At 57.7% G+C, this 17,488-nt stretch carries 16 protein-coding genes; 3 read left to right on the forward strand and 13 right to left on the reverse strand.

All coding sequences use genetic code 11. The features are described from left to right. Positions 1–222: 222 nt before the first annotated feature. Entirely contained in the window at positions 223–1,140 is a 918-nt protein-coding gene (locus AB8W27_RS17725) for a LysR family transcriptional regulator (protein ID WP_012815197.1), read from the reverse strand. A 115-nt stretch (positions 1,141–1,255) separates the two neighbouring features. Here AB8W27_RS17725 and AB8W27_RS17730 point away from each other — a divergent pair, with 115 nt between their 5' ends. Beyond that, positions 1,256–2,257 (forward strand): zinc-binding alcohol dehydrogenase family protein, encoded by a 1,002-nt coding sequence (locus AB8W27_RS17730; protein ID WP_041923163.1) that lies wholly within the window; start codon positions 1,256–1,258, stop codon positions 2,255–2,257. Positions 2,258–2,476: 219 nt separating this feature from the next. Here AB8W27_RS17730 and nadR read toward each other — a convergent pair whose 3' ends face one another. From nadR to serB, 3 genes are all read right to left on the reverse strand, one after another. Beyond that, complete coding sequence (gene nadR, locus AB8W27_RS17735; RefSeq protein WP_041923162.1) at positions 2,477–3,709, reverse strand: multifunctional transcriptional regulator/nicotinamide-nucleotide adenylyltransferase/ribosylnicotinamide kinase NadR; 1,233 nt, start codon at positions 3,707–3,709, stop codon at positions 2,477–2,479. Positions 3,710–3,801: 92 nt separating this feature from the next. Next, positions 3,802–5,184: a DNA repair protein RadA gene (gene radA / locus AB8W27_RS17740; RefSeq protein WP_012815194.1), complete on the reverse strand. Its 1,383-nt coding sequence runs from the start codon at positions 5,182–5,184 to the stop codon at positions 3,802–3,804. Between the two features lie 11 nt (positions 5,185–5,195). Further along, positions 5,196–6,167: a phosphoserine phosphatase gene (gene serB / locus AB8W27_RS17745; protein ID WP_041923161.1), complete on the reverse strand. Its 972-nt coding sequence runs from the start codon at positions 6,165–6,167 to the stop codon at positions 5,196–5,198. A gap of 106 nt (positions 6,168–6,273) precedes the next feature. On the opposite strand from serB, the gene AB8W27_RS17750 reads away from it, so the two are divergent. After that, positions 6,274–6,936 carry a YtjB family periplasmic protein gene (locus AB8W27_RS17750; RefSeq protein ID WP_012815192.1) on the forward strand — a complete coding sequence of 221 codons (663 nt, stop codon included), beginning with the start codon at positions 6,274–6,276 and terminating at the stop codon, positions 6,934–6,936. Positions 6,937–6,984: 48 nt separating this feature from the next. Next, positions 6,985–8,001: a lipoate--protein ligase LplA gene (lplA, locus tag AB8W27_RS17755; protein ID WP_012815191.1), complete on the forward strand. Its 1,017-nt coding sequence runs from the start codon at positions 6,985–6,987 to the stop codon at positions 7,999–8,001. Positions 8,002–8,225: 224 nt separating this feature from the next. Here lplA and deoD read toward each other — a convergent pair whose 3' ends face one another. The 9 genes from deoD to osmY all read right to left on the reverse strand — a co-directional run bounded on the left by deoD (position 8,226) and on the right by osmY (position 17,172). Further along, the gene (deoD, locus tag AB8W27_RS17760; RefSeq protein ID WP_007767260.1) at positions 8,226–8,945 is read right to left on the reverse strand and encodes a purine-nucleoside phosphorylase; all 720 of its coding nucleotides are present in this window, start codon (positions 8,943–8,945) and stop codon (positions 8,226–8,228) included. Between the two features lie 75 nt (positions 8,946–9,020). Next, positions 9,021–10,244: a phosphopentomutase gene (gene deoB, locus AB8W27_RS17765; protein ID WP_007767258.1), complete on the reverse strand. Its 1,224-nt coding sequence runs from the start codon at positions 10,242–10,244 to the stop codon at positions 9,021–9,023. Between the two features lie 52 nt (positions 10,245–10,296). Then, positions 10,297–11,619 carry a thymidine phosphorylase gene (gene deoA, locus AB8W27_RS17770; RefSeq protein WP_012815190.1) on the reverse strand — a complete coding sequence of 441 codons (1,323 nt, stop codon included), beginning with the start codon at positions 11,617–11,619 and terminating at the stop codon, positions 10,297–10,299. A gap of 103 nt (positions 11,620–11,722) precedes the next feature. Then, positions 11,723–12,502, reverse strand: coding sequence for a deoxyribose-phosphate aldolase (gene deoC / locus AB8W27_RS17775; RefSeq protein ID WP_012815189.1), 780 nt, complete (start codon positions 12,500–12,502; stop codon positions 11,723–11,725). A 336-nt stretch (positions 12,503–12,838) separates the two neighbouring features. After that, the gene (locus AB8W27_RS17780) at positions 12,839–14,116 is read right to left on the reverse strand and encodes a NupC/NupG family nucleoside CNT transporter (RefSeq protein WP_007767246.1); all 1,278 of its coding nucleotides are present in this window, start codon (positions 14,114–14,116) and stop codon (positions 12,839–12,841) included. 123 nt (positions 14,117–14,239) lie between these two features. Next, positions 14,240–15,025 (reverse strand): metal-dependent hydrolase, encoded by a 786-nt coding sequence (locus AB8W27_RS17785; protein WP_012815186.1) that lies wholly within the window; start codon positions 15,023–15,025, stop codon positions 14,240–14,242. Further along, on the reverse strand, positions 15,022–16,155 hold the full coding sequence (locus AB8W27_RS17790; RefSeq protein ID WP_041923160.1) for a patatin family protein: 1,134 nt from the start codon (positions 16,153–16,155) through the stop codon (positions 15,022–15,024). Before AB8W27_RS17790 ends, AB8W27_RS17785 begins: the two co-directional genes overlap by 4 nt. A 113-nt stretch (positions 16,156–16,268) precedes the next feature. Beyond that, entirely contained in the window at positions 16,269–16,430 is a 162-nt protein-coding gene (locus tag AB8W27_RS17795; protein WP_002437547.1) for a DUF1328 domain-containing protein, read from the reverse strand. A gap of 127 nt (positions 16,431–16,557) precedes the next feature. After that, positions 16,558–17,172 carry a molecular chaperone OsmY gene (osmY, locus tag AB8W27_RS17800; protein ID WP_041923159.1) on the reverse strand — a complete coding sequence of 205 codons (615 nt, stop codon included), beginning with the start codon at positions 17,170–17,172 and terminating at the stop codon, positions 16,558–16,560. Between the last annotated feature and the right edge of the window lie 316 nt (positions 17,173–17,488).

The raw sequence follows: 17,488 nt of genomic DNA on the forward strand, positions 1-17,488 counted from the left end.
GTAACCGCCTATGCACTCATAAGCGATAAAAATGAAATGCAATGATTCATTTTTCGCAATTATCATTGCGGCAATAGAAGTGTGTGACAATAATTTATGTGCGTAAAATATCACAAAGCATTATCCCCATAAATAACTTATAGTGTGTTTCTTTTTTTGGAGGGGTTAATTTTTGATGCTTTTTCATTTATCTATTTTTATATATTAAATAATAAAAAAGATTTATTTTGAGACAAAACCCGATAATTTATCGTAAAACTGAGCCACACCTTCATATTCCAGTGCGAAGTTGATATAGCTGACCAGCGCGGGGGCGTTGAGTTTGCGCCCCGGATAGACCAGATAGAGGTCGTTACCGGTGACAGTCCATTCAGGCAGAATATTGATAAGCGCACCTTGTTTGAGCGTGTCATCCAGTAAAAAAGCGGGCAGCAGCGTCACACCCGCCCCCGCCAGCGCGCTTTCCCGGGCATAGAGAAGATTATCGGTCTGGTGCATCTGATTCAGGAGACAGCGGTAAAGCTCGCGGTCGCGCTGGAGCAGCCACTCTGTCCAGGCACGGTGAACAATAACCCGGTGCTCCGCCAGTTGCGCCGGGTGCGTCAGCGGCGGATGCTGCGCCAGATAAGCAGGCGAGGCGAGCAAGTAACGCGGGCAGTGGCCAATCTTGCGGCCAATCAGCGAAGAATCCTGCGGTTTACCGGTACGCAGCGCCACGTCAAACCCTTCCATGACGAGATCCCGCACGTCGTCGGAGATAAACACTTCCAGCGTGATATCCGGGTATCTGGCGAGAAACTCGGCGTTCATGCGCGCTAATAGCGTCGCACCGATACCTGCGGGGCTGGTGATACGCAACCTGCCGCTGGGGTTGTCACGCAGGCGCTGCACGGCGAGATCGGCGCGTTCGCTGGCATCAAGCATTTCACGGCAATGCACCAGATAGTGCTCACCCGCAAACGTCAGGCTTAGCGTGCGCGTGGTGCGATTAAGCAGCCGCAACCCGACATGCGCCTCAAGCTGACTGATGCGCTGGCTGACGCTGGATTTCGGCAAGCCCGCTTTCTGCGCCGCCGCCGTGAAGCTGCCCGTCTCCGCGACCAGCGCGAAAAGCGCCATATCCTGCAGTTGCTTAAACATGATTGTTCATCTCTCACGAACACGCCGTTCTGGATTGTCCATCTTATCACCCTCCTGCGGCATGCATAGACTACAGTCAACACATACTTCTCTGAACACACCGAAGGAACCTGACATGTCTGTTAAAGCGATTGCCGTTAACCCGCAAGCCCCGCAACACTTTATTGAGATAACCCAGCCGATGCCTCAGCCGGGCGAATATGATCTGCTGGTAGAAGTCAAAGCGGTTTCCATCAACCCGGTGGATACGAAAGTGCATGCGAGCCTGCAGAAGAACGGCTTGCAGGAGCCGCGCGTGCTGGGCTGGGACGCCAGCGGCGTGGTGACAGCCATCGGCAGCAAGGTCAGCGGTTTTAAACCTGGCGATGAAGTCTATTACGCCGGGGATATCACCCGCTCTGGCAGCAACACCAGCCATCAGTTGATCGATTCCCGCATCGTGGGGCATAAACCGCGCACGCTTTCGTGGGCCGCGGCGGCCGCTATCCCGCTGACGGCGCTGACCGCCTGGGAAGGCTTATTCGAGCGCCTGGCGATTCAGGATGCGGGTGAAGACAAGACGCTGCTGATTATCGGCGGCGCAGGCGGCGTGGGTTCGCTTGCCATTCCGTTCGCGCGTCTGCACAGCAAGGTAAAAATTATCGCCACCGCCTCGCGTGAAGATTCCGCGCAGTGGTGCCGCGATCGCGGCGCGGATCTGGTGGTGAACTATCGCGATCTGCCGGGTGAGCTTGCAAAAGAGGGGGTTAAATATGTCGATTTTATTTTCATTCTGAATGATACCGACGGTCACTGGGCGGCCGTGAGCCAGCTTATCGCGCCGCAGGGGCATATTTGCAGCATCGTGGAGAATGCGCACCCGTTGGATCAGGATGCGCTGAAGTCAAAATCCGCCGCGCTGCACTGGGAGTTCATGTACACCCGCAGCATGTATCAGACCGCCGATATGGCACGCCAGGGCGAGATCCTCAATGAAGTGGCGACGCTGGTGGATGCAGGCGAAGTGGAGAGCGCGCTGAGCGAGACCTTCCACGGCCTGAGCGTTGAGAGCATCAGCAAGGCGCATCAGAAGGTGCTGGAAGGCCATATGCGCGGCAAAGTGGTCGTGGAATTTTAATGACGGCACCCCCGGCGGGTGCTCTTTGTTTACCCGCCCTACACCGACTCTCTGCTCGTAGTTTGTAGGGTGGGTAAGCGCAGCGCACCCACCTTTGAACATTCACACCCTCGGCGGGTGCACGTCGTTTACCCGCCCTACCACACCGGTATCACCAAAACGTAGTTTGTAGGGTGGGTAAGCGCAGCGCACCCACCATCCCCTAAAAACAACCGCCCGCTACGCCTGCTCGCCCATCAGCTGCTTCACCAGCTCCACGCAGCGCAGAAAACGCGAGTCGTAATCCGGCTCCTCGACATGCACATACTCGATATTGTTCTCTTCCAGCATCGACACCAGCAGCGACTGGAATTCTTTGCGATCCACCGAACTGCCGAGGCTTCTTAACCCGTCCGCCACCCATGGCGTATTGTTTTCCAGCAGGATAACCAGGTCGAAGCGGTATTCATCCACCAGCGCCTGCACGAACGGATGCTCGCGCCCTTCATACTTCTTGCAAAACGCCTGCGTGGTCACGAAATCGGTATCGATGAATGCCACTTTGTTAGCGTATTTCACGGCAAAATCAATATATTGCGCATGACCGAGCGCGATCTTGTCGTAATCGGAATATTGCAGCGCCATCTCATCGCCGCCGAGGTGCGAAAACACGTAATCGCGGCCATATTCCCAGGCGCTGGTGGTATTGAAAATATTGGCGAGCTTGTTCACCAGCATCGATTTCCCGCTCGATTCACCGCCCAGAATCGCCACCGTACGCACAAAGAACGGTTTCACTTCGGTAGGAATGTATTCCCAGTAGCGGAACGGGTTAGCGCGGATCTGCGCGCCGCTGATATTCATAAAGGTACGTTTCGGGTCGATAATCACGGTCTCGATGCCGAGATGTTCGCGATACTGCGGCGCGTCGGCCTCTTCGGAGGTATAGATGGAGTCAGGTTCGATCCCCTTCTCTTCCATAAACGCTTTGATGCCTTCACTCCAGACGTCCCAGCCGTACGGATACGGCTCCATGCCCTCTTCGTTAAAGGCGTGAATGCGGATGTTTTTCTGGTATTTAAAGGTCTGCAACAGCCAGCGCAGACGGTCGCTGATGGTCGGCTGTTGCGACATCGCGCTCTCTTCAAACAGCGTGCGGTCGCGCTTTTCGTCATAGCCCATGATGATATGCAGCTCATCAACCTGGCTACAGGCGCGCTGGATAAGATAGATATGGCCGGTATGCAGCGGATAAAACTTGCCGAACACCACGCCGACGCGTTTCTGGCGGCGCGGGAACTCCAGCTCCAGAAAACGGTGCAGCGCTTCGAGCTTTTGCGCGCTCGGGCTTTTGATTTTGGCGTTAAGAAGCTGGCTTAAATAGCCCTTGGTCATGCCGCTGGCATCCGCTACCTGCTGTAACGTGCAGCCTTTTTGACGGATCGCGGTTTTGAGATAATCGAATGATGACACAAGAGCCTCCTGCTGAATGAGCGTGCCGGATCGATAAAATACGAAAGGCGGGTAAGCCATGCGCTACCCGCCAGAAAACAGTGGTTTAATGATTATAGGTCGTCAAAAACGGCCAGCGCATCCGCCAGCTTTTTCACGCCGAAAATTTGCATGCCTTCCGGCACCTTTTTCGGCACGTTGGCGGCGGGAACGATGGCGCGGCGGAAACCGTGCTTCGCCGCCTCGGAAATACGTTCCTGGCCGCTCGGCACCGGACGAATTTCACCCGCGAGGCCCACCTCGCCAAACACTACCAGATCCTGTGGGAGCGGCCGGTCGCGCAGGCTCGATACCATCGCCAGCAGCAGCGCCAGGTCGGCGCTGGTTTCGGTCACTTTCACCCCGCCGACCACGTTGACGAACACATCCTGATCCGCCATTTGCAAACCGCCGTGACGGTGCAGCACGGCGAGCAGGATCGCCAGACGGTTCTGCTCAAGGCCCACCGCCACGCGCCGCGGGTTCGCCATCATCGAATGGTCCACCAGCGCCTGGATCTCCACCAGCAGCGGGCGCGTTCCTTCCCAGACGACCATGACCGAGCTGCCGGAAGTCACTTCATCGCCACGGCTTAAGAAAATCGCCGACGGGTTGCTGACTTCGCGCAGCCCCTGCTCCGTCATAGCGAAGACGCCGAGCTCATTCACAGCGCCAAAACGGTTTTTATGGCTGCGCAGCGTACGAAAACGCGAATCGGCGTCGCCGTCCAGCAGGACGGAACAGTCGATACAGTGCTCCAGCACTTTCGGGCCCGCCAGCGAACCGTCTTTAGTCACATGGCCGACCATCACAATCGCCACGCCGCGGGTTTTCGCAAAGCGCGTCAGGTAGGCGGCGGTTTCACGCACCTGCGCGACGCTGCCTGGCGACGACTGAACGTCGGCCATGTGCATAACCTGAATGGAGTCGATCACCATCAGTTTCGGCTGCTCTTCTTCCGCGATAAGGCAGATCTGCTCAATGCTGGTTTCCGAGAGCATGTTGAGATTAGTGGTAGGCAGGCCGAGACGATGCGCGCGCATCGCCACCTGTTGCAGCGACTCCTCGCCGGTGACGTAGAGCGTTTTCATCTGCTCGCCGAGCTTACAGAGCGTTTGCAGCAGCAGCGTCGATTTCCCGGCGCCGGGGTTGCCGCCAATCAGAATGGCGCTGCCCGGCACCACGCCGCCGCCCAGCACCCGGTCGAACTCTTTAAAGCCGGTGGAGAAACGCGGCAGCTCCTCAAGGCTGATATCCGACAGTTTCTGGACTTTGGCTACGCCCGCGTTGCCCGCGTAGCCGGAAAGCCGTTCATTGCGCGCCGCTTGCGGCGAGGCGGCGAGGCGCACTTCCGTGATGGTATTCCAGGCATGACAGGCGCTGCACTGCCCCTGCCAGCGCGGATAATCCGCACCACATTCGTTACAGACAAATGCGCGTTTTGGAGCTTTCGCCACCTTTTACCTCTTTATTTCTGGTTAAGGCTGCCTGAAAGGATACAGAAAACCCCCATCAGGTCAGCGTGACGGATAGTAATTTCCGTCTTTTCATTCACTTTCGGTTTAGCGTGATAGGCGATTCCCAGCCCCGCCGTCTGGATCATCGGCAAGTCGTTGGCGCCATCGCCAATCGCGACGGTCTGGCCCGTCGGGATCTCATATTTTTCAGCCAGGCGTTGCAGGGTCTGCGCCTTAAACTGGGCGTCGACAATCTGGCCGGTCACGTCACCGGTAAAGACGCCGTTTTCCACCGCCAGTTCATTGGCGACCACATCGTCCAGGTGAAGTTTGTCCTGCAGATATTGCGCGAAGAACGTAAAACCGCCGGAGGCGATCGCCACTTTCCAGCCCAGCGAATGCAGCTTCAGCACCAGCGAGGTCAGTCCAGGCATTAGAGGGAGCACGTCGCGCACCTGGCGCAGGATATCGGCGCTTGCGCCCTTCAGCGTGCCGACGCGCGCTTTCAGACTGGCCGCGAAATCCAGCTCGCCGCGCATGGCGCGCTCGGTGACGTCCGCCACTTCATCGCCCGTACCGGCAAGTTTTGCGATTTCATCAATGCATTCAATCTGGATAGCGGTGGAATCCATATCCATCACCAGCAGGCCCGGCGTTTTCAGATGCGGAATTTTGCCAAGCGGCGCGACGTCGAGGCCTGAATCATGCGCCAGCCGCGTCGCGCGCGGCGTCAGCGAGCCCGCAAGGCGGATCACCTGATAATCTTCCACGCACCACGCGTTAACGATAACCATCGCCGCGCCGAGCTTGTGCTGATATTGGGTCAGACTTTGCTTATTTAAACCCCGTCCGTACAGGAGCCAGCCGCTATGGCCTGCGTGATAATCCAGCGGCATGACTTCATCACCGCTTAAAGAAAGGGGCAATCCAGGCCAGAGGGAGACCTCGTTTGGCAGGTCGCACCAGGTAAGACTGTTCGGCATTCAGGCTCCTGTAAATAGTATCGGGGCGGGACAAAACAACGCATGAGGCTACCTTGTCTGCAGCGCTTCTGGCAACATTAAGCTTCAAAATTTAAGCAGGTACTTTATGGCCCGGGCAAAACTCAAATTTCGGCTGCATCGCGCAGTGATTGTACTTATCTGTCTGGCGCTGCTGGTGGCGCTGATGCAGGGCGCGTCCTGGTTTAGCCAGAGCCATCAGCAATCGCGCAATATCCAGATGGAAGAGCTCGCCCGCACGCTGGCCCGCCAGGTCAGCTACAGCCTGGTTCCGCTGATTAAGGGCGAAAACCCGGATGAAAAACGCGTCGGCGCTATCCTCAGCCAGCTCACCGAAGAGAGCCGCATCCTGGACGCCAGCGTGTATGACCAGCAGGGCGAACTGATCGCCCGCGCGGGCGAAGGCGTGAACGTGCGCGACCGACTGGCGCTCGACGGCAAAAAAGCGGGCAGCTATTTTAACCAGCAGATTGTCCAGCCGGTGCAGGATAAAAGCGGCCCGGTGGGTTACCTGCGGCTCACGCTCGACACCCACAGCCTGCCGACCGAAGCGCGCCAGGTGGATAACACCACCAATATTCTGCGCCTGATGATGCTGCTGGCGCTCGCTATCGGCATCGTGCTGACTCGCACGCTGCTTCAGGGCAAACGTACCCGCTGGCAACAGTCGCCGTTCCTGCTCACCGCCAGCAAATCCGTACCGGAAGAAGAGAGTGAGCCTGAGACGCCTGTGGATGACAAACGCGCCTGACGCCGCATGATATAATGGGCGTTCTTCAATGCTTTAGGGAAAACGCCTGTGTCCTCTTTACGCCTGCTTATTTCCGATTCTTACGATCCCTGGTTTAACCTGGCGGTGGAAGAGTGCATCTTCCGCCAGATGCCTGCCACCCAGCGCGTGCTGTTCCTCTGGCGCAACGCCGATACCGTCGTAATTGGCCGGGCGCAGAACCCGTGGAAAGAGTGCAACACCCGCCGGATGGAGGAAGATAATGTCCGGCTGGCGCGGCGCAGCAGCGGCGGCGGCGCGGTGTTCCACGATCTCGGCAATACCTGTTTTACCTTTATGGCGGGCAAACCGGAGTATGACAAAAGCGTCTCCACGACGATTGTCATTAACGCGCTGGCGCAGCTTGGCATTCCGGCAACGGCCTCCGGGCGCAACGATCTGGTGGTGGAAACCGCCGAAGGGCCGCGCAAAATTTCCGGCTCAGCCTACCGCGAGACGATGGATCGCGGCTTTCACCACGGCACGCTGCTGCTGAACGCCGATTTGAGCCGGCTCGCGAATTACCTGAACCCGGATAAGAAAAAGCTCCAGGCGAAGGGGATCACCTCCGTGCGCGGGCGCGTCGCTAATATTAACGATCTCAAACCCGGCGTGACGCATGCGCAAATCTGCGACGCCGCGACGGAGGCGTTTTTTACGTATTACGGCGAGCGGGTGGCCGCCGAGGTTATATCGCCCGACGCGTTCCCGGATCTGCCAGGCTTTGCCGAGACGTTCGCCCGCCAGAGCAGCTGGGAGTGGAATTTCGGCCAGGCGCCCGCCTTCACGCATCAACTGGACGAACGGTTTGTCTGGGGCGGCGTGGAGCTGCATTTCGACGTGGAAAAAGGGCATATCACCCGCACGCAGCTTTTTACCGACAGCCTGAACCCGGCGCCGCTGGAGGCGCTGGCGAACCGGCTACAGGGCTGCGTATATCAGGCCGGTGCGTTACAGCAGGCCTGCGAGGCGTTAGCGAGCGAGTTTCCCGCCCAGGCCGCGGAACTCCACGAAGTGGGCGCGTGGATGGCGCAGGCGGTGCGGTAAGCTGCTGTTGGTGGGTGCGCTTCGCTTACCCACCCTACAAACCGACAACCCTGAATCCCTGGTGAGTGCGCTTCGCTTACCCACCCTACGAAAAAATAGTTCTTTCTGCACGTAGGGCGGGTAAGCGCAGCGCACCCGCCGCTCCAAAGCTTCAACTGACCGACGACGCCCAATAAAAAAGGGCGCCGCGGCGCCCTCTTCTTTCATTTTAAACACGCGAAAACTTATTCTTTATCGCCCAGCAGCACGGATTCCAGCGCAATCTTGATCATGTCGTTAAACGTGGTCTGACGCTCTGCCGCGGTGGTCTGCTCGTGGGTACGGATATGGTCGGACACGGTGCAGATGGTCAGCGCTTTCGCGCCGAATTCCGCCGCCACGCCGTAAATGCCTGCCGCTTCCATTTCCACGCCCAGGATGCCGTATTTTTCCATCACGTCGAACATAGATGGGTCCGGCGTATAGAACAGGTCGGCAGAGAAGATGTTGCCCACGCGCGCATCAACGCCCAGCGCTTTCGCCGCGTCTACCGCGTTACGCACCATGTCGAAATCCGCGATGGCCGCGAAATCGTGATCTTTAAAACGCAGACGGTTCACTTTGGAATCGGTGCACGCGCCCATGCCGATAACCACGTCGCGCAGCTTAACGTCTGCGCGTACCGCGCCGCAGGAGCCCACGCGGATGATTTTCTTCACGCCAAAATCGGTGATCAGCTCTTTGGTGTAAATAGAGCAGGACGGGATACCCATGCCGTGGCCCATGACGGAAATCTTACGGCCTTTGTAAGTCCCGGTGAAACCCAGCATGCCGCGCACGTTGTTCACTTCGCGCACGTCTTCCAGGAACGTTTCTGCGATGTGTTTCGCACGCAGCGGGTCGCCCGGCATCAGCACAACGTCCGCGAAATCGCCCATCTCAGCGTTAATATGTGGGGTTGCCATCTCTGTTTCCTTTTTTAGTCTTTTATGTAGCCGGGCGGCGGCAGCCCACCCGGCCTGCAAACTGACCAGGGTCAGTTAAAATAACGCTTTGCCGTAGTCCATGTCAGACAAGCCAAAGTATTTGGCGACGGTCTGACCGATATCCGCGAAGGTATCGCGGTGACCCAGCGAGCCCGGTTTCACTTTCGGGCCGTAAACCAGTACCGGAATGTGCTCACGGGTATGGTCAGTGCCTTTCCAGGTCGGGTCGCAGCCGTGGTCAGCCGTAAAGATGATGATGTCATCTTCGCCGACCAGCTCCAGCAGCTCCGGCATGCGGCGGTCGAACAGCTCAAGGCCGCCCGCGTAGCCCGCGACATCGCGGCGATGGCCCCAGGAGGAGTCAAAGTCCACGAAGTTCGTGAAGACGATGGTGTTGTCGCCCGCTTCTTTCATCTCTTTGATGGTGGCGTCAAACAGCGCATCCAGCCCGGTGGCTTTCACTTTTTTGGTGATACCCATGTTGGCGTAGATATCTGCGATTTTACCGACAGACACCACGTGACCGCCCTTCTCATCCACCAGCTTTTTCAGCACGACCGGCGACGGCGGCTCAACGGCCAGGTCGTGACGGTTGCCGGTACGCTGGAAGTTGCCCGCTTTGTCGCCGACAAACGGACGCGCGATAACACGGCCAATGTTATAGCCGCCTTCAGTCAGCTCTTCACGCGCGATTTCGCACAGCTCGTAAAGTCTGTCCAGGCCAAATGTCTCTTCATGGCAGGCAATCTGGAAAACGGAGTCGGCGGAGGTATAGAAAATCGGCTTGCCGGTTTTCATGTGCTCTTCGCCCAGCTCGTCCAGAATCACCGTCCCGGAGGAGTGGCAGTTACCGAGGTAACCCGGCAGGTTCGCGCGTTCCACCAGCTTGTCGAGCAGTTCCTGTGGGAAGCTGTTTTTCTCGTCGGTGAAGTAACCCCAGTCAAACAGGACCGGCACGCCGGCGATTTCCCAGTGGCCGGACGGCGTGTCTTTACCGGATGAAAGCTCATGCGCCCAGGCGTAAGCGCCGGTGATTTCCGCATTGCCGTCCATCCCGGCAGGAATAAAGCCAGTGGCGCCTTCATGCGCCTTCGCAAGGCCCAGCTTCGTCAGATTCGGCAGATGCAGCGGACCTTTACGGCCGATGTCTGCTTCACCTTTGGCGCAGGCCTCGGCGATATGCCCAAGGGTGTCAGAACCCGCGTCGCCGAAGCGTTCCGCGTCTTCCGTTGCGCCAATACCAAAGGAGTCCAGCACCATAATAAATGCACGTTTCATATTTTCTCCGTACCTATTGCGCTGTAAAAAAGTGATCAGATCAGTATGCCACTTATTCGCTGATTCTGCGATAGACAACCGGTGACGCTTTCGCCGCCGTATCGTCAACATGAATGGCCGCTTTAACGGCTGCCGCCGCTTCCTGCCAGCTTGCTTCGCTCTTCGCGTGGATAACGGCCAGCGGACGCTCGCCATCAACCTGCTCGCCCAGGCGCGCCATATCGGTCAGGCCGACGCTGTAATCAATGCTGTCAGACGCCTGACGACGACCGCCGCCCATGGCCACGACCGCCATGCCCAGCGCGCGGGTATCCATCTGAGTGACAAAGCCGGAACGGTCGGCATAGACCGCTTTGCTGAGCGTGGCCGCCGGCAAATAACGATCGTAGTTGTCGACAAAATCCGCCGGGCCGTTTTGCGCCGCCACCATACGCCCGAAAATTTCCGCCGCCTGGCCGTTATCCAGCACCTGTTGCAGTTTCGCGCGCGCCTCACTCTCGTCTTTCGCAAGCCCGCCGGAGAGCAGCATCTCGACGCACAGCGCCATGGTCACTTCAAGAAGACGCGGGTTGCGGTAATCGCCGGTCAGGAACCGCACCGCTTCACGCACTTCCACCGCGTTACCGGCGCTGGAGGCCAGGACTTCGTTCATATCGGTCAGCAGCGCGGTTGTGCGCACGCCCGCGCCGTTCGCCACCCCGACGATCGCCTGCGCCAGCGCTTCAGACAGCGCATAGGTCGGCATAAACGCCCCGCTGCCCACTTTCACGTCCATTACCAGCGCATCCAGCCCTTCCGCGAGTTTTTTCGCGAGGATCGAGGCGGTGATCAGCGGAATTGAATCGACGGTCGCAGTGATGTCGCGCGTGGCGTAAAACCGTTTATCCGCAGGCGCCAGCGAATTGGTCTGGCCGATAATCGCCACGCCCACATTTTTAATAATGTCGCGAAAGCGATTGTCGTCCGGGAAAATATCAAACCCCGGGATCGCTTCCAGTTTATCGAGGGTGCCGCCGGTGTGGCCCAGTCCGCGCCCGGAAATCATCGGGATGTACCCGCCGCAAGCCGCGACCATCGGGCCGAGCATCAGCGAGGTCACGTCGCCCACGCCGCCGGTGGAATGTTTATCCACGACCGGGCCGTTAAGGTTCAGGCTTTTCCAGTCCAGCACGGTGCCGGAATCGCGCATCGCCATCGTCAGCGAAACTCGCTCCGGCATTGTCATGTCGTGAAAGAAAATCGTCATCGCCAGCGCGGCGATCTGGCCTTCGGACACGGTGTTATCGCGAATGCCGTTAATAAAGAAGCGGATCTCTTCGTCGCTGAGCGCATGGCCGTCGCGCTTTTTACGAATTATTTCTTGAGCGAGGAACACGGTACCCCCCGTGAATAAGGAAGAACGATGGCGGGTGGCGCGAAGCCCCCGCCCGGTGAATCGGTTGGCCTGATGCGCGAAACGTCATCAGGCATAACGCGGCTTAGTAGCTGCTGGCGCTTTTGCCATCGCCGTGGCCGAGCGCCTGAAGCAGGCTCGCCAGCAGGCTGGACGCGCCAAAGCGGTAGTGACGGGCATCGGCCCAGTCGGCGCCCAGCAGTTCATCCGCGACCGCCAGATATTTGGCCGCGTCTTCCGCCGTACGCACGCCGCCTGCTGGTTTAAAGCCAACGGTTTTCGCAACGCCCATATCGCGGATCACTTCCAGCATGATGCGCGCGCTTTCAGGCGTCGCGTTCACCGACACTTTACCGGTTGAGGTTTTGATGAAATCAGCGCCCGCTTTGATGGAGATTTCAGACGCCTTGCGAATCAGGGCCTCTTCTTTCAGCTCGCCGGTTTCGATAATCACTTTCAGCAGCACGTTGGCCGCCGCGCAGGCGTCTTTACAGGCTTTCACCAGGTCAAAACCGACCTGCTCATTGCCCGCCATCAGCGCGCGGTACGGGAAGACCACGTCCACTTCGTCTGCGCCGTAGGCGATAGCCGCGCGGGTTTCCGCCAGCGCGATATCGATATCATCATTGCCGTGCGGGAAGTTGGTCACGGTGGCGATACGGATATCCGGCGTACCCTGTTCGTTCAGGGTTTTACGGGCGATCGGGATAAAGCGCGGATAGATACAGACCGCGGCGGTGTTGCCCACCGGGGTTTTGGCCTGATGACATAAGGCGATCACTTTTTCATTGGTGTCGTCGTCATTCAGGGTGGTGAGGTCCATCAGCTGCAGCGCACGCAGGCTGCTTTTGGTTAAATCGGTCATAACTTTCTCCAACAAAAAAATGCATCTCGGGTGAGAAACTCAACACGTTGGAGCGGTCGTGGTTCCATGAAGAAGAGCGGCGTCGTCCGCCGTCACGCTGAGATCCTTCTCACCGCACATCATTGCTATCAATGTTAAAATTCTAACACTCACAGGCAGTCTGATTTTGTGTCTTGTTTCACAAATTACAAAGTAAGGATTGCATACTTTGCGCCATTATATGTGATTAACACAACATTATGACAGTCAGAATCACGCGCAGAAAATAAAAAGGCTGGCGCGAAGCCAGCCTGAGCGTTACAGAAAATGTGAAAATAATAACATTTTCACACAAGACTACAGCGCCAGAAACAGTCCGGCAATCGTCGCGCTCATCAGGTTAGAGAGCGTACCGGCCGCCACGGCCTTCAGCCCAAGCTGCGCGACTTCGTGACGGCGGTTGGGGGCCATGCTGCCCAGCCCGCCAATCAGGATGGCGATAGAAGAAAGGTTAGCAAATCCGCACAGTGCGAAAGAGATAATCGCTTTGGTGTGATCGGAGAGGACCTGTAAGCCCGCCGCCGCCACTGCGGCGTCCTCTTTCAGGTATTCGCCAAAATTCATATACGCCACGAATTCGTTGATGATGAGCTTTTGGCCGATAAACGAACCTGCGACCATCGCTTCATCCCACGGCACGCCAATCAGCCAGGCTACCGGCGAGAACACCCAGCCGAGGATCAGCTGCAACGACAGCTCCGGGTGATTAAACCAGCCGCCGATACCCGAGAGCATGCCGTTAAGCAGCGCGATAAGCGCCACAAACGCCAGCAGCATCGCGCCGACGTTAAGCGCCAGCTGCATCCCGGCGGATGCGCCGGAGGCGGCGGCGTCCAGCACGTTCGACGGACGGTCAGGATCGTGCTGCGCGGCGTCCAGATGCGGCGCGTCGTGCGGGGTTTCTGTTTCAGGGATAATGATTTTGGCGAACAGCAGGCCGCCTGGTGCGGCCATAAAGGACGCGGCAATCAGATATTCCAGCGGCACGCCCATCTGGGCGTAGCCCGCCAGTACCGAGCCCGCCACAGACGCCAGGCCGCCGCACATGACCGCGAAGAGTTCAGAGCGGGTCATCGTGGCGATGTAAGGGCGCACCACCAGCGGCGCCTCGGTCTGACCAACAAAAATATTGGCGGTCGCCGAGAGCGATTCGGTTCGGGACGTTTTCAACACTTTGCGCAGCGCGCCGCCCAGCAGGCGGATAACTAATTGCATAATGCCGAGGTAATAGAGCACCGCAATAAGCGAGGAGAAAAAGACAATAACCGGCAGGACGCGCAGCGCGAAGATAAACCCGCCGCCGCCAAACACCTCGAACATTTTGTCCGACACCAGCCCGCCAAAGAGAAACGAGATGCCGCTGTTGCCGTAAGCGATAACGTTCGCCACGCCTTCGGACATCGCCAGCAGCACTTTGCGCCCCGCAGGCACATAGAGCACCAGCGCGCCGATGGCTATCTGAATCAGCCAGGCGCCCACCACGGTGCGCAGATTAATCGCTTTTCTGTTACTGGAGAGTGCGACCGCTATCAGCAGCAGCGCCAGCATCCCCACCAGCCCCATCAATATTTGCATACAGTATCCCTGTGTAATGAGTGAATTATGTTGTCCCGCGCGCGCAGGCGCGGCGATTTAACGACAGGGAATCGCCTGAAATCCAGACGCTTTACGCTTTTTTAAGCAAGCGTGGACCGTCGGTCACATTTTGAGGCGTGGAAAGAGCGCGCGGGTGTTTTCAAGGAGGGTATGGGCGATGACATCGGGCGGCTCGGGACGCAGTTCGCAAAGCGCGTCAAACACGCCGTTAACTCGCTCGGGGCGGTTCGGCTGACCCTGCCAGCCGTTCAGCGGCATATCCGGCGCGTCGGTTTCCAGCAACAGCGCAGAAAGCGGCAGTTGCGCCATGACGTCGCGCGTCTTTTGCGCGCGCGGGTAGGTAATGGTGCCGCCGACGCCGATGCGGTAGCCGAGATCCACAAAGCGCTGCGCCTGTTGCAGGCTGCCCGCAAACCCATGCACCACGCCGGTACAGGGCAGCGCGTGACGCTTAAGGCGCATCGCGAGTTTATCGTGGGTGCGGCGCGAATGCAGGAGCACCGGCAGATCATAGCGTTTCGCGAGACGCAACTGCGCGTCCAGAATCGCCTCCTGGCGCTCAAACAGCGGATTTTCCATATAGAGATCGAGCCCGATCTCGCCGATGGCGACCAGCTTATCCGCCTGCTGTTGCAGATGATGCTCCAGCAGCGCCAGACTGGCGTCGTTATGGTTGCCGATGACGATGGGATGCAAACCAATAGCCGCCCACAGCGCCGGGTAACGCGCCGCAAGCTCCAGCACCGTCGCAAATCGCGCGGCCTCAATGGCGGGTACGATAATATGTTCCACGCCCGCCGAGGCGGCCTGCGCCAGGCTTTCTGTCTCAGCGCCGGTAAACGGCGGAAAATCGAAATGGCAATGGGTGTCGATAAAGCGTCGCATCATGCCAGATCCTCATCGTTGAACGTCGCGTCGTTCGCCTGCTCGGCTTTCACCAGCGGCGCGTCGAGCGCGTCATTGGCGACGGTCGCGGGCGGCACCACGATAGTCGTCTCCGGTACGATAGGCATCAGCACGTCCGCCGCCGCGGCAACCACGGCCGGTTCAGCGACCGGGACTAACGGCGGCGTACCGTAGCGGCGCAGCGGCGGCTTGCTCACCATCAGTTTGCCCACGGTGGCGAGGAAATAGCGCCCGCACAGACGCCCCAGTTTGTAATCTTCCATCAGCGCCGGAAGACGGCTGCCGAGCGCCATGCTGGTGAGCGCGCGAGGTGGAGAGATTTCAAAAATGCGCAGCTTGCCAGGCGGGTTTTCGATAAATTCCTGAATCTCGCGGTAAGTGGTTTCATGGTGCTGCACCAGATTAAGCAGCGGTTGCAGACTGCTGTCGGTAAGCCAGCGTTCCATGCGTTTAAACCACTGCGGCGTGTAGTACATCTGCGACGGTACGGTGCGGATAACCACCAGCGTCGTGGCGCCGAGGCGCGCCGCCTCCCGCACCGGGATCGCATCGCTGACGCCGCCGTCAAAGTAATTCACGCCGTCAATATCCACGCCTGGACGATAAAAGCCAGGAATGGCGCTGGAGGCGCGAATAATATCAAGCCAGTCATTTTCCTGCGGCGCGAAATAGCCGGGGGCGTAGTCATCGCGACGGCACGCGCACATATAAAACGCTTTTCCGGCATCGAAAAGCCGCATCGCGTTGCCCATCTGAAGCGGCATACGGGCGGCGGTGGCTTCGGTGAGCCAGTCGAGATCGATAAGATTGCCGCCGCGCACAAAGCGCACCGGATCGAAGAAATCGCGAGAGGTGGTAAAGCGGGTGATAACGCGCCGGGCATAACCGGGCTGGTTACAGACATACGCTGAGAGGTTTTGCGCCCCGGCAGACGTGCCGAGAAAGAAATCGAACGGGTTGAATTGCGCGCGCATGAATTCATCCAGCACGCCGGCTGTAAAGATCCCGCGCTGACCGCCACCTTCACAGACGATAGCCAGCTTGCCGGGACGAAACGGTTTCACCGCCAGAGGCGCTATGCTGCCTGGCGTTACGGGAATACGTTGTCCCACCCTGCTTTCCTGTTTTATCGTCGCGCGCCGCGCGAACGTTTTATGATGCCATAAACCAGCAAAGCCAGTCACAAGGACTGGCTTTGCCGTCTGTCAGTTATCTTTTTATCACACTATGGGCGTCGACGGCCCATAAAAAGGCTAACCAGGAACAGAATAATACCCACAACAAATACGATTTTCGCTGCGCCTGCTGCGGTGCCTGCCAGGCCACCAAAGCCCAGAGCGGCCGCAATCAACGCGATAACCAGAAAGATAATGCCCCAACGAAACATAAGACTCTCCTTTACCATAGTTAATCTTTATACCGCTTCTTAATGAACGCAGCGTCCACTGGCGGTGTCATCCAGCTGATAGTGCTTACCTTCCCTCCCGGCGCAAACCAGGAGAGGGGCTTGCCTGTTACGACTTCACTTTTAAATCATTTTTGACGCTTTTCACGCCATCAACTGCTTTTGCGATGCTTTCGGCGCGCTGAGACTGTTTTTCAGACTCGACGTTACCGGAAAGCTGCACCACACCGTCGGTGGTTTCGACTTTCACATTACGCGAAGGGACGATGTCATCCGCCAGCAGTTTCGCTTTAATTTCGCTGGTGGTGCCCGCGTCGCCCGCATAACCTTTCACCGACTTGTCTTTACCGTCGCGTACGTGCAGCTTGTCGCTTACAGAAGCGACGCCCTCAACGCCTTTGGCGATTTTCACCGCTTCCTCGGCCTGGGCCTGGCTTTCCACAAAGCCGCTCAGCGTCACTACGCTTTTCTCGGTTTTCACAGAGATGTCGGTGCTCTTAATCTGTTCGTCATCTACCAGCGCCGCTTTAACTTTAGCGGTGATGGCGCTATCGTCCATGAAGTTACCGACTTTATTCATAGAGCTATCGATTTTTTGCCCTGCGCTATCCGCGGTAGATTTGGTGCTTTCAACGGCGGAGTTTTCTGCGAATGCAGAAGAGGACGCCATGACAGAACCCAACACAACAGCCAGCAGAGTTTTTGAAATCTTAGTCTTGTTCATCGATTCGTTCCTGTGGTTTGCTCAGAATTTGAGCCGCAAGCCGCCACGTCAGCGGCTTTTCCTAACAGCAGGCATAAGCCCCGCTGATGAGTTATTCGCGCCGTACCGGCAAGGCATTATCAGAGGGTTAGTCAGACAGTCAGCCGTTACCTTGCGAAAACTCAGTTATTAATATGGCAATATTAACGTTTATGATGATTAATCACCTGATGAGAAGCACTTAGCGGCATTTCATCCCGACGACGTTGTCATCACAGTGTTAAATATAGATCAGCTTCGCAAAAACGCCTGGCAAACGGCGGGAAAAAACGCCAAA

The organism is Cronobacter turicensis (assembly GCF_041222865.1).
Lineage (GTDB): Bacteria > Pseudomonadota > Gammaproteobacteria > Enterobacterales > Enterobacteriaceae > Cronobacter > Cronobacter turicensis.